The following is a 13,270-nucleotide window of genomic DNA, read 5'->3' as shown; positions in this document are numbered from 1 at the left end:
CACGCGAGATCGGCATGCCGGAGTGTGAGTCAAGCTGCGTCAGCCGATGCTGGTTCCACTGGTATCCGAACCCCTCCGCGTAGTTGTCCCGGGGAACGAAGCGTGGAATTCCATTGTCGATGGGGTACGCGGTCGAGCACGAATCGCACCGGAGTTCGGCCGCGGCACGGAGTGGACCATGACAGCGTGGGCAGCACAGCACGGACTGCCAGACGGTCTCGTTGTCCGTCTCGATGTCCGTGCCGCCGTCTACGCGTTTGGAAAGAGTCATTCGATTGCCTATCCAGCAAGACAACAAGGACGGCCACGCCGGCCGGTCCCTGGTTCCCGAGTCATGTTACGGAACGTGACCGCACGGACACGGGTAGGTGGAAGGGTGTGTCCCGAGACGGACCGTTGAAAAAGTTGAAAAAGACGACGGGTTCCGTCCCTCGCAAAGGAAAACGTGAAGCTGTTTTGGACGCAACGTGATCCGCTCTCATCTAGCGTCGGGCGCGGTGACCGATCGGTATGTTCAGATCTGTCGCGAACTTCTGAGGTATGAGGCGCGCGTAGGTGCTCAGGTATCGATCGACGAGCCTGTCGCTGGTGAGGTGGTCCACCGCCCACGCCTGCGCCGAGGCGCCCAGTCGCTTTGCGAGCACGTGATCGGTGAGCAGGCGCTGGATCGCGTCGGCCAGAGCGGCGGCGTCGGCCGGGGGGACGAGCAGCCCGCGATTCTCTTCGAGGAGCTCGGGTACGCCGCCGACGCGCGTCGAGACCGTGGGAAGTCCGGCTGCCATCGCCTCCATGATGCAGTTCCCGAGGGCCTCTGCCAGTGTCGGATGGGCCATGATGTCGGCGCGGGCCAGCCAGGCGTGCACGTCGGTTCGGAAGCCGGGAAAACGAACGTCGATCCCGAGCTGCTCCGCCTGCTTCTCCAGGTTGCCGCGTTCCGGTCCGTCCCCGATCAAAACGATGGTGCACCTCAGCCCGCGGAGTTCGAGGAGCGCCGCGGCGTCGAGCAGGTAGCGGTGACCCTTGAGGGGCTGAAGCCTGCTCACGCAGACCACGACGGGGAACTCCGTTTCCAAGGGGGCCGGGCTGTGTGGAAGAAACGCCGCGGGTGGGAGGCCGTTGTGGATCACGCTGATTTTGTGGTGGACGCGGAAGCGGCTTGAGAGCTCGTCCGCGATGCTCTGGCTGACCGGAACGATGTGATCGGCCATGTGGTTGGCGGCCCTGTCTATGAGCGATGTCAGAAGACCTCTGCCGGTGATCATGAGTGGTGTGTGACGTCCCGCCACCACTAAGGGGACCCCGGCCAACTTGCCTGCTGGTACACCGATGGCGTAGGAGTGGAACAGGTGGGCGTGAAGCACGTGAGGTCGGGCCTGGCGCAGGAGGCGTACGAGACGGCAGAACGCCGCGATGTCGCAGAGGAGCGCTCGCCGCCAGCCGGCGGTGCTGATGGTCCGGAAGCGCAGATGCACCACGGGAACCCCCGCGTCCTGGAGAAACGCTTCGAAGGGGCCACCGTCGAAGAGCAGGAGTACGCGGCTGTCAACACCGCGGGCACGCAGTTCCTTGGCGCGCAGTACGACTTGGCTTTCCGCGCCACCTATGCCCATAGTGCCGATCATGTAGAAAACGCGTAATTCTCGGCCATCCGTCAGGCGACGATTACGCCTGAGGTGCCGTCCCTTAAGATTGCTGATCATGGCTGTAGCATTACAGATCGCGGCTGTATCTCCCGTTCCAGGAGATGGCGTGTCTCGCCGCTCAGCCGTACTGGCCGGCCCATGTGAACGAATGACAAAGACATTGAAAAACCTGGCCGTCCAAATCCGGCCAGGACGCTCGTGTCGTGAGACTTGCGTGCATGGCCAAGACTCCGCACCTTCAAAGTCCCTTGCCGGATCCCCTGGAAATTATGGGAAAAGTGTCGGCAAATCGGACTCCACATAAACAAAGATGGCCTGTCTGGTGGCGGAGGGTCTGGTGCTCTCACGTATTTAGATGGTTTCCCGCGGCGTTTGTGACCATATTTGCTGTGACGGTGCTGGGTGCCTTTGGGGTTTCCGTCCGGGATATGGCCTGCTTCGGCGCCTACATCGCGCTGGGACTCGCGCTCCCGGGGCTGCTGCTGATCCGCGCCCTGTACGGCGGCAGGCGGACGCTGGCCGAGGAGATCGCCCTCGGGCTGACGCTCGGCTACGCGATCGAGGTGCTCGCCTATGTCGCCGTCCGCGCGGCCGGGATGCCGCTGCTCGTCATGGCCTGGCCGATCACCACCTACGCGGTCTTCATCGCCGTTCCCCGCCTGCGCCGGCACTGGAGAGGCAGGCGTCGCCTCACCACGCCGCTCTGGTGGTCCTGGTCCCTCGCCCTGGTCACCATCTATCTGATCGCCTGGAGCGCCGCCAAGTTCTTCAGGACGCATGCTCTGACGTGGCCGGCGCTTGGGGCGGCCAATCTCGACATGCCGTTCCACCTGGCGCTGATCGGCGAGTTGAAGCACCATATGCCGCCCACGGTGCCGATGGTTGCCGGTGAGCCACTCTTCTACCACTGGTTCGTCTACGCCCACCTCGCGGCGGCGAGCTGGGTCACCGGCGTGGAACCGCTGGTGCTGCTGTTCAGGCTCTTCATGCTGCCCATGATGGTCGCCTTCGTCGTCCTGATAGGGATGATTGGACGGCGCGTGGTGGGCGCCTGGTCGGCCGGGTTGCTGGCCGTCGCGGGCACTGTCTTCATGGAGGCCCCGAACCTGTACCTGGGGACAAGCGTCGGAATCTTCACGTGGCGTCCCCCTCAGTCGTGGCTGAGCCCCACCCAGGCCTTCGGTGCTCTCCTCTTCGTGCCGGTCGTCATCCTCCTGATCGACCTTCTTGAGCGCAGGCGTATCGCCCTCGGCTCCTGGGTTCTCCTGGGCGTCTTCCTCGTGGCGGTGATGGGGGCCAAGGCCACCTACCTGCCCCTGCTCGCCATCGGCCTGGCGGCGATCGTGGTGATCGAGGTGGCGAGACGACGCCGGGTGCCCTGGCGCGTGCTCGTCGTGCTGGTGACTACCGTGATGTGCTTTCTTTACGCGCAGTTCGTGCTGTTCGGCCAGGCGCGCCTAGGGATGATCGTCGAACCGCTCGCCATGACCCGCAAGATATGGGCGGAACTGACCGGTCAGGACGGAGACATCGGGCCATTGTCGGCCTCGGCTTTCGGCGTCACGCTGCTGTACCTGCTGAGCTGGGTCATAGAGTGGTGCGGGATCTGGGGCCTGCTGAGCCGACCGCGGTTGCTGCTGCGGCCTGCCGTGGTTGTGATGCTCAGCATCGGGGCGGGGGGGTTCTGCGCCACGCTTCTGTTCGGGCACCCTCATCATGCCGAGATGTACTTCTCCGTGGCGTCCTATCCCTATCTGGCGATAGTCGCCGTCTACGGAATCTTCGTCATTGTTCGGCTGGCTCAGGTGCCTCCACGCGTGACGGCGTACGCGGTTGGCGCGGCGATCGTAGCGACCTGCTCGATCCGTATGATCTTCGGCGTCCGGATCCCCCTGGGCCCGGGCCAGAGCGAGATCCTCCTGTACCGGCCGTATATCGCCTTTGCGGCTCTCGCCCTACCGGTGATCGGCCTGCTCCTCCTCGCCAACAGGCGGCGCCTCGTCGTCGCCGGAGCCATCACGATCTCAATGGTCACGGCCGTCGGCCTGCCCGCGGCCTGGGCGGCCCGCGTCCTCTCGTCGGCCGTTCCCGCTCCGGCGGGCGGTGGCGCGGACACGGGCCCGGGAGTGCCGGTGATCCGCAGGGACGCCTTGACCGCCGGACGATGGTTGCGTGCCCACTCGGATCCGGATGACCTGGTCGCCACGGACACACATTGCCGAGGGAAATCCGAGAACCCCTGTGACAGCCGTGAGTTCTGGGTGTCCGCGCTGACCGAACGACGCGTGCTGGTGGAGGGGTGGGCGTTCAGCCCGGCGAATTACCAGCACTGGCACAGGGGCCTCGTGGCGGAGCACCTGCCGTTCTGGGACCAGGAGCGGATCCAGCTCAACGATGCCGCATTCCGATCGCCCTCGGCGGCTTCCATTCAGCGGTTACGGACGCGTTACGGCGTGCGCTGGCTGTTCGTCGACGAGCAGCACACCGGTGCGGACTCCAAGATCGGTGACGGCGCGAACCTGAGGTTCCGTTCCGGCGACTACGCCGTTTACGAGGTGCCAGACGGTACGGCCTGACTCCTTCGCCGCGTCCAGGCCCCGTCGGTGCCCGCCTATCAATCCTCAGGCCGAGGTTGACCTGTGACAACGGATCGTGACGGCCGAGCATGAGCCGGAGTGCCGGATGGTTGAAGCGGGGAGCCGAAGCGCCCGCGGCGAGCATTCGCATTCCGGGCGGAAAGACTTGTCTTGGCGTCACCGCATCACCTGTCCGATGAACAGCGCCATGGCGGCCATGGTCCGTCACGCGCTCCTTGGCCCGGGGTTGCCGACTGCCAATGGACATTCCGCAGCGGCGGAAACCCATGGCTCCGGCAACTTGTCGCCCGCCCTTCGGCAAAGGCGGAGGACGGCGTGCGGCCACTAATCCGAGTCCCGCATAAATTCAAGCGGACAGGTGGTCGCTGAGGCCATGCGTTCTTCGCGGAAGGGCTCAAACACCGGTGGAGGCACTTGTTCCGGCAGGCGGTAAGGGGACGAGATCGCGTCCGCGGTCCCACAGGCCGGCGAAACAACTGACCCCCTGTCAGCGAGAGGCCGGTGCTCCATTACGGGCTCGAAGCGGTTTGGGACGCGAGCGTCACCCGCGTGGGGATCGTCGTCGGCGACACGGCCCGCGGGATCCGGGCAGCGGCGGGCGACGGCTCCGGGGTCGGCCTCGACGTGCCCTTCCTCGCCGGAGAGGAGCCCTCCGGTCTGGCGCGCTGCGTCCTGACCGCCTGCGACTTCTCGCCGGTCAGCCGTTCATGGAGAGGATCGCCCAGATCATGCGCTGGTATCGGAGCAACGAGCCATGGTAGCGACGGTTGAAGGAGAGGGCCTGATGAACGGGGAAGAACCGATGAGGTGCCCGGTCGACCGGATCGCGGCCGCATTGGTCTGCCCGTCCTGCCGCGTTCCCCTCGACGCGTCGTACGGATGCGCGGCCTGCGGAACCGGTGGTCACCGGACGGGAAACCAGCTCCGTTTTGCCGGCTTCGGAGACGCCGAGCTACGGGACGATCCGCTCAATCGGATCAAGGAGACCGTCAAGCGCCGTTTCGGGCCCGCATATCCGCTTGTGATCCAACTGCTCTCACCCGTGCTGCTGAGACGGTTCATCCGCCCCTTCCTCATGAGTTTCGATCTTGATCGTGATCTGGTGGCGGATCTAGGGTCGGGTACCAACCGCTATGATTCACGACTCCTCTGTGTGGACGGGGGCGCGTACGCCAACGTTGACATTGTGGGTGACCTGCGAACACTGCCGATCGATGACGGGGCTCTCGCCGGTATCGTCAGCATCGCCGTACTCGAGCACGTACCGGATCCGCAGGCTCACGTTCGGGAGATGTGGCGTGTGCTCAGGCCGGGAGGGCGGGTGCTGTGCTACGTGCCCTTCATGCAGCCGTTTCACGCGTCACCGTATGACTACCAGCGCTACACCGAGGCGGGTATGAAAACCCTCTTCAGCCGTTTCGACGTGATGCATGTGCGGATAGGCGCGGGTCCCACCTCGGCCATGCTGTGGACGTTCCAGGAGTGGCTGGCCCTCCTGCTCTCGTTCGGCAGCAGGCGGCTCTACCGCGTGCTGGCCCCCCTGATGTGGTTGCTCTCGCCCATCAAGGTCCTCGACGTCCTGCTGGCGCGGCACCCCAACGCCACGGTGGCGGCCAGTGGGTTCGTGATCGAGGCGCGGAAGCCGACGGAGGCCCGGCCGGAGTAGCGGCCGGGGGCGGCAGGGTTGACCGGTGTGACCTAAGACTTACGTAATGGATCACCAATGGACGGCAGCGCAACGTCTGCCGACTGATCCTTCCGTTGTTCACTTCGGCTGTGAAAGTAACCGATCGGGAGACGATTCCCTTCAACCGAACGCATATCTCGCCGAACGAGCTGGACTATCTCGCCGAGGCGGTATGCCGGCGATCCACCTGCGGAGACGGGCCGTTCACCCGGCAGGCCTCCGAGCTTCTCGAGAAGATCACCCAGGCGGGCCGGGCGCTGCTGACCACCTCCTGCACGCACGCGCTGGAGATGTCGGCGATTCTGCTCGCCCTCCAGGCCGGCGATGAGGTGATCATGCCGTCGTTCACCTTCATGTCGATGGCCAACGCCTATGCCCTCCGCGGGGTGGTGCCGGTCTTCGTCGACTGCAGGCCCGACACCCTCAACATGGACGAGCGGCTGATCGAAGCCGCGATCACCGATCGCACCCGGGCCGTCGTGGTCATGCACTACGCGGGTGTCGCCTGCGAGATGGAGGCGATCGGAGAACTGTGCGAACGGTATGGTCTCGCGCTCGTCGAGGACAACGCCCACGGTCTGGGCGGGGCCTATCGAGGCCGACCTCTCGGTTCGTTCGGCAGCATGGCCACCCAGAGCTTCCACGCGACCAAGAACGTGCAGTGCGGGGAGGGAGGCGCGCTGCTTCTGAACGACGCGGATCTGGTGGCGCGAGCCGAGATCATCCGGGAGAAGGGCACCGATCGCAGCAGGTTCTTCCGCAGGCAGGTGGACAAGTACAGATGGGTCGATATCGGATCGAGCTATCTTCCGTCCGATGTTCTCGCCGCACAGCTGACCGCCCAGCTGGAGTCGTTCGGCACGATCCAGGCCCGGCGCCATGCGGTATGGCGCAGGTATCACGATGAACTGGCGGACTGGGGTGCGGTGAACGGGGTCGCCCAGCCGACGGTCCCAGATGGCTGCGCCCATCCGGCGCATCTGTACTATCTCTTGCTTCCGGATCTGGTGAATCGGCAGGAGTTGATCGCCCACCTCTCGAAGAGGGATGTGCAGGCGGTATTCCACTACCAGCCGCTGCATTCCGCGCCCGCAGGGGTGCGATACGGGCGGGTGGCCCCAGAAGGATGCCCGGTCACCGAGGAGGTCGCTGACCGTCTTGTACGGCTGCCGCTGTTTGCTGATCTGACCGAGGCCGACGTCGACCACGTGATCAACGCCGTCCAGACCTACGAGGTGAACTGATGGGGTGTGACGTGATCCAGGCGCGAGCCGTACGGGCTCGGGAATCCCCCTTGGAGTCACCCAGGTCCGGGTGTCCGGCCGGGCGTCTCGCCGCTCCCGCTGAGGTCTGGCCTCCATTCTCCGAGGTCCGAAGGCCGTCTACAGATCGGCCGCATACGTCATCGTGCATCGATACCCGGTTGGCCGCTTCGACCGGTTCATGAGGCCGATCGCGCCCGGCCGGACCGTGACGCTCGCCGGCTCTCTTGCAGATCGGCGGCTATGTGCGCAAAGAGGCCGCGCACGCGGACGCCATCGCGGGATCTGCGTATGACAGGAATCATGCGTGCGGCTGCTGGGAAGGCGCTGGTTTCCACCAACTCCGCCGCACCCGGAAGTCACCGCCTGACACATCTTTGTTCAGCGCCATCGAGGTGTAGCGGGTTGATCGGGACGAAGGCTGAGATCCGTCAGGTCTCGACGAGCGACCCGAGCCAGGTCACGAGCGCCGGAAGAGTCTGTTCAGGCGGTAACACGCGATGACCGGAACCGTCTCTGACGCCAACCCCCGGTTGATTTCCGGTGGCCGACCATAATTCATTCGATCCCGTTACTCGATCACGATCCGGAGTGACTGCCATATGGTTGAAGTCGGAAGCGGGACCGCCCACGAGAAGGATTCACGCTCCGGGTGGCGAGCTCTGGTTTCGGCATTTTGGGGCCGACGTGTCGCATATCTGCTGGCCAGCGCCATGACGGCGGTAGTCTATTGCGCTCTCCTGGGGCTGGGGCTGCTTGCCGTCAAAGATCGGGTTCCTTATGTCTTCCTGCTTGTGGCCTGCCAGTTCCTCACCTCGGTGATCGTCTATCCATGGTACAGGCTGGTGGTTTTTCGTGCCGCCGGGGAATCGTGGTTCGCGGGTTACCTGAGATTCTATGCGGTCGGACTGGGCTTCCTGGCGGCGTCCGTTGTCGGTGTCCCGATTCTGGTGGAATTTGTCGGTATTCCGATTATGGTGGCACAAGGCCTGCTAATAGCCGTGAGTCCGCCGCTAACCTATTTGACGCACCGGGTGTGGACGTTCCCCAATCGGGAGAAAGTCTAGTCTTGCCAAGATGCCATACGTTCTTTGACAAAAGTGAAGGATGGCGGCGGGCTGCTAATTGGAGCTCCGCGTAAATTGAGTGTGCAGACGGTCGCTGTGGCCAGGCGCTCTTGGTGGAAGGACTCAACAACCATGAAGGCACTCGTTCTAGCGGGTGGCAAGGGGACGAGGCTGCGCCCGCTGACCCACACCTCGGCGAAGCAGCTGGTCCCCGTCGCCAACAAACCGGTGCTCTACTACGGACTTGAGGCGATACGGGACGCGGGCATCAGCAACGTCGGGATCATCGTCGGCGACACGGCCCATGAGGTCCGGGAGGCGGTCGGGGACGGCTCGAAGTTCGGCCTCGACGTGACCTACATTCCCCAGGAGGCCCCCCTGGGGCTTGCGCATTGTGTCCTGATCGCTCGGGAGTTTCTCGCCGATGAGCCGTTCGTGATGTATCTGGGCGACAACTTTCTGGTGGGCGGTATCAGAGGCCTGGTGGAGGCATTCTGCGAGGCTGACAACGACGCCCAGATCCTGCTCACCAGAGTCGCCGAGCCACAATTCTACGGAGTCGCCGAGCTTGGACCGGACGGCGGGATCATCGGGCTGGAAGAGAAACCGGAGCACCCGCGTAGTGATCTCGCGATCGTGGGGGTCTACACGTTCTCTCCGGCCATCCATGAGGCGGTCAACGCGATCACGCCTTCCGCCCGCGGAGAGTTGGAAATCACGGACGCCATCAAATGGCTCATCGACAACGGTGGCCGTGTCCGTTCGCACTTCGTGAGCGGCTACTGGAGAGACACCGGACGTCTGCAGGACATGCTGGAATGCAATCGCATCGTCCTGGAGGCGATCGAACCAGACATCCGGGGAACCGTTGACGGGTTCTCGGAGATAACGGGGCGCGTTGTCATCGAGTCCGGGGCGGTGGTGGAGAACTCGGTGATCCGAGGGCCTGCGGTCGTCGGTACCCAAAGCAAGGTAAACGGCTCGTACATCGGCCCCTATACCTCGATCGCCGAGGGCTGCGTGCTGGAGGATGCCGAGGTGCAATACAGCATAATTCTGGGAGAATCCGTCATTAGAGGCGTCTCAGGACTCACGTACTCCCTGATCGGCCGAAACGTCGAGGTCATCCAGGCCAGAGGAGTGCCCAACACGCATCAACTCATGGTCGGTGACCACAGCAGGATTCAGGTGCGGGCATGAGAATCCTTGTTCCAGATGGTGCTGGATCATCGGCTCCCATTATGTGCGATCGCTGCTGCCGGGAGGATATCCCGGCTATGAGAATGCTCATGTGACGGTGCTGGGCAAGCTCACATATGCGGGCAACGTGGCGAATCTGCGCCCGGTGGCCGAGCATCCGTGCTTCACATTCGTCAGGGGGACGTCACCGATGCCCGGTTACCGGCCGACGTGGTGCCGGGGCATGACGTGATCGTGAACTTCGCCGCCGAGACTCATGTCGACCGATCGATAAGCGGCCCCGGGGAGTTCGTGGTCACCAACATGCACGGCCTGCAACGCCTCCTGTAGGCGGCGCTCGATACCGGCGCGCGTACAGTCGTTCAGCTCTCCACGGACGAGGTGTACGGATCCATTGCCGCGGGGTCCTGGACCGAGCCGGACCCTTGCTGCCCAACTCGCCCTATTTGATGAGGGACTTATCCAGGTCGTGCGGTGGTACCGCGATCATCAGGACTGGTGGCGCCCATTGAAGAAAACCGGTCGATAACCGCTGGAGTGCTGCGGTTTGAATCGCCCTGGCCCAGGTGGAGACTCTGACGAACCCGAGTCCGGCGGAGCCGGCTTGATGGACGGGCCCGCACCCGCCGCCGTAGGGCCTGTCGGACTTCACGGGCGCAGCACCGAGTAGAGGATCTGGTCGTGCCAGCCGCCATCCCGCCATTGGGCGCGGCGCAGGATTCCCTCGCGTTCGAACCCGGCCTTCTCCAGAGCGCGCTGCTCGCCGTAGTTGGCGATGTCCGTGAAGGACTGGATGCGCTCGGCTCGCGTGTGGGCGAACAGATAGTCCACGAGCTGGCGCTGAGCCAGTGTTCCGATGCCTTGGCGGCGGAAGTCGGAGAAGACACAGATGCCCATCGCCCAGCACCAACACGTAGAATTCGGTCCCCAGGAGGTCGTCCACCACACCACCCATCCGGCCGGGCCACCGTCGACGTCGATGGTGAGGCGACCGGAGTCGGTGCCGAGGAATCCGTTCTCGGCGAACTCCTGGCGGAGCCCGTGCGAAGAGCGGTGTCCATACCACTGGAGCTCGCCTCTGAGCTCGGGGGTAGCCCGTTCCGCCTCGAAGACGTCCAGGTCCTCCTCGCGGACCGGCCTCAGTTTGATGACCTCCATGACCTTCCTTTCGTATGGCCTGCGCAGGCCTCGTGGCAGAGCGGTTCCAACGGTGCCGGCTCGGGAGGAGGCCGGCCTGACGGATCGGTTCGGGTGGACGCCAGGTGGACGCGAGCCGTAGGACATCGTTCCAGGCAAGACTTTCAAAGCCGACCATGTGAGACCGGCATGCTGGAATGCGAGCTGAAACGCGTTGGCCGATGCTCACTTCACCGGCATCCGGCCCCCTCCGCTCAGTCGCCTTTAGGACAAGCCGTAAAATTCCATCCGAAAGAGTCATTCGATTGCTTATCCAACGAACTAGGAAAGATGACCACGTGGGCCGGGGCTCCCATTCCCGAGCCATGCTATGGATCGTGACCTCCCGAAGACAAACATGCGGGAGGCGTGTCCTGAGCTGTATCGCCGGAAAGGCTGCCGGCCTCGATCCGCATGAAGAACCGGCAAGAACAATGCCGGGGTAAGGGCGTCCGTCCCCGCCTGTGGCGCTGCGGTGGTCACCCCCGGCCTGATCGCCGCCTGGGGCAGATCCAGGCCCCGGTATCTCCGGCTTGAACTGCGAAAACACCAACGAGCGCGACGAAAGGCTCTTCCGCCGACCTTATGGCGCCGACCCGCACTAGGCAGCGACCGGACCGCGGGCATGACCGAACTCAAAACCCGTCCCCACAGAAGATCAACTCGATGTGAGTCGATTACTCCAAGATCATGAAAGATTCAAGGGTGGGCGTAGAAAATCGTGGTTTCGTCCTTGGTCTCATTAATATAGTGTAAATCCGGCCTGCGGGCCCGACCGGCCGACTTGGTAGTCATGAGACTGGCACTATGACTAGCGTATCCGTCGTAATTCCATGCTATCGATCCGAGCAGACGCTTCCGGTGCTGGTTGATCGCCTCCTTGTTGTTTTGTCAACCGCCGCCTCCGTGTCCGAGGTCATACTCGTCGTCGACGGTTCACCAGACAAGACATGGGAAGTCGCCCAACAGCTTGCCGATCGGTACGAAACGGTCCGCGCACTGCTGCTGGCCCGGAACTACGGTCAGCACAACGCTCTCGTCGCCGGCATCCGCTGTGCTCGCTACGACACCGTGGTCACCATGGACGATGATCTTCAGCATCCACCAGAAGAGATCCCCAAACTCCTGGCAGGCCTCCGGCCTGACCTCGACATCGTCTACGCAGTCCCATGCGCTGGGACGCACGGATTCATACGTGATCTCGCCTCCAGATCGCTCAAGATCGGACTCTCTGGGCGATTCGGTGAGGCAACAGGCCAAGATATCTGCGCGTTCCGTGCCTTCCGCAGTTTTTTGCGCGAATCATTGGACGGGGTCGCAGGCCCCCACGCTCTAATCGACATCTCGTTCTCGTGGGCCACCATGCGGGTCGGAACCGTCCCGGTAAACATAGAGCGCCGACTTGTCGGGCGCTCCAATTATACCGTTCCGATGCTCATTCGCCATGCGGTCCATGTCATGATTGGATACAGCACCGTCCCGCTTCGCCTGGTCACCTATTGCGGGCTGCTGGCAGGGGCTCTCGGCGCCGTCCTGCTCACTGTCTTTCTTTGGAACTACTGGTGGGGGGACAGCACACTCAAAGGGTTCACGTCGATAGCGTCCATGATTTCACTGTTCGCCTCTGCCCAGATGGTCGCCCTTGGAATCATCGGGGAATATCTCGGCAGGATCCATGTGGAGCGCATGGGGCGTCCCACGTACATCGTTCGCGAGCGGTCCGAAAGTCGCGACTCACGCCTGCCGGCGACGCCTGACGTGAACGCGGAGACTTTAATCCGCCCGGGAGTCGGCGCTCACGAACGGTAGTCCGATCCGAGGGTCTTCCCGGGAGACCCATACGAAGCCCGAGCAAGTCGAAAGTGTGGGGCACATGAAACGAGTTGCGATAGTGCAATCAAATTATATTCCATGGAAAGGATATTTCGACCTGATTGCCCACGTCGATGAGTTCGTACTCCTCGACGAGGTGCAATACACTGACAGAGACTGGCGTAATCGTAATCGTATAAAAACGGCGGCGGGTCCTAGATGGCTCTCGATCCCGCTCACGCACGGCCCTCGGAGCCGGCTGATCAACGAAATGGTCATTGCCGACCCGAACTGGAACATCATGCACTGGCGAGCTCTCACACAGGCGTATCGGAAGGCCGCATATTTCGACGAGTTCGCGCCGGCCCTGGAGGCGCTTTACCATGGATGCCGGGATGATCGGCTTTCCGAAATAAACAGACATTTCCTCGAAGGGCTCTGTTCGGTCCTTGGCATCCGAGCCGATCTGCGCTGGTCCACCGACTACGTCACCACGGGATCCAAGACGGAGCGCCTCGTCGATTTATGCCAGAAGGCGGGGGCCCATGAATATATTACCGGTCCGACTGCGCGGGCCTACCTCGATGAGAGCCTCTTTCGGAGAGCGGGCATCGAGTTGCGATGGTTCGACTACTCGAGCTACCCGGAATATCCACAGCTCCACCCGCCGTTCGACCACCGGGTGAGCGTCCTTGATCTTATATTCAACACGGGGCCGAATGCCATCGAATACCTGAAGATCGCTACTTCTGGGCGGGCATCACGGTGAGCGCCGGCTCGATACTGTTTCAACCGGGATCACATCACACGGTATTTTCGAATGGGG

10 protein-coding genes and 1 pseudogene are annotated in these 13,270 nt (G+C 63.1%); 8 read left to right on the top strand and 3 right to left on the bottom strand.

The genetic code is table 11. The features are described 5' to 3' along the window. Positions 1-121: 121 nt before the first annotated feature. Both AB0K21_RS06415 and AB0K21_RS06410 read right to left on the bottom strand, forming a co-directional pair. Positions 122-271 (bottom strand): annotated as a pseudogene (locus tag AB0K21_RS06415) (Trm112 family protein); the annotation flags it as partial. Between the two features lie 211 nt (positions 272-482). Next, complete coding sequence (locus tag AB0K21_RS06410) at positions 483-1,700, bottom strand: glycosyltransferase (protein ID WP_364148299.1); 1,218 nt, start codon at positions 1,698-1,700, stop codon at positions 483-485. Between the two features lie 332 nt (positions 1,701-2,032). On the opposite strand from AB0K21_RS06410, the gene AB0K21_RS06405 reads away from it, so the two are divergent. The 6 genes from AB0K21_RS06405 (at position 2,033) to AB0K21_RS06380 (ending at position 9,786) form a co-directional block, all read left to right on the top strand. Then, positions 2,033-4,219, top strand: coding sequence for a hypothetical protein (locus tag AB0K21_RS06405; RefSeq protein ID WP_364148297.1), 2,187 nt, complete (start codon positions 2,033-2,035; stop codon positions 4,217-4,219). Between the two features lie 805 nt (positions 4,220-5,024). After that, positions 5,025-5,906 (top strand): class I SAM-dependent methyltransferase, encoded by an 882-nt coding sequence (locus tag AB0K21_RS06400; protein WP_343983124.1) that lies wholly within the window; start codon positions 5,025-5,027, stop codon positions 5,904-5,906. Positions 5,907-6,016: 110 nt separating this feature from the next. Next, complete coding sequence (rffA, locus tag AB0K21_RS06395; protein WP_343983121.1) at positions 6,017-7,171, top strand: dTDP-4-amino-4,6-dideoxygalactose transaminase; 1,155 nt, start codon at positions 6,017-6,019, stop codon at positions 7,169-7,171. A gap of 620 nt (positions 7,172-7,791) precedes the next feature. Further along, positions 7,792-8,256, top strand: a complete 465-nt coding sequence (locus tag AB0K21_RS06390) for a GtrA family protein (protein WP_343983118.1) — start codon at positions 7,792-7,794, stop codon at positions 8,254-8,256. Between the two features lie 132 nt (positions 8,257-8,388). Further along, positions 8,389-9,456 (top strand): glucose-1-phosphate thymidylyltransferase, encoded by a 1,068-nt coding sequence (locus tag AB0K21_RS06385; RefSeq protein WP_343983115.1) that lies wholly within the window; start codon positions 8,389-8,391, stop codon positions 9,454-9,456. A 159-nt stretch (positions 9,457-9,615) separates the two neighbouring features. Then, positions 9,616-9,786: a GDP-mannose 4,6-dehydratase gene (locus AB0K21_RS06380; protein WP_364148291.1), complete on the top strand. Its 171-nt coding sequence runs from the start codon at positions 9,616-9,618 to the stop codon at positions 9,784-9,786. A gap of 318 nt (positions 9,787-10,104) precedes the next feature. On the opposite strand, the gene AB0K21_RS06375 is transcribed toward AB0K21_RS06380, so the two are convergent. Further along, positions 10,105-10,614 (bottom strand): GNAT family protein, encoded by a 510-nt coding sequence (locus AB0K21_RS06375; RefSeq protein WP_030923499.1) that lies wholly within the window; start codon positions 10,612-10,614, stop codon positions 10,105-10,107. An 825-nt stretch (positions 10,615-11,439) separates the two neighbouring features. On the opposite strand from AB0K21_RS06375, the gene AB0K21_RS06370 reads away from it, so the two are divergent. Both AB0K21_RS06370 and AB0K21_RS06365 read left to right on the top strand, forming a co-directional pair. Further along, positions 11,440-12,441, top strand: coding sequence for a glycosyltransferase (locus tag AB0K21_RS06370; RefSeq protein WP_343983103.1), 1,002 nt, complete (start codon positions 11,440-11,442; stop codon positions 12,439-12,441). Between the two features lie 64 nt (positions 12,442-12,505). Then, complete coding sequence (locus AB0K21_RS06365) at positions 12,506-13,213, top strand: WbqC family protein (RefSeq protein ID WP_364148287.1); 708 nt, start codon at positions 12,506-12,508, stop codon at positions 13,211-13,213. Positions 13,214-13,270 lie beyond the last annotated feature (57 nt).

This window comes from Streptosporangium sp. NPDC049248, assembly GCF_040678965.1.
Classification (GTDB): Bacteria; Actinomycetota; Actinomycetes; order Streptosporangiales; family Streptosporangiaceae; genus Streptosporangium; species Streptosporangium fukuiense.
Note: the sequence above shows the minus strand (reverse complement) of the source record. Positions and strands in the feature narration are given on the sequence as shown.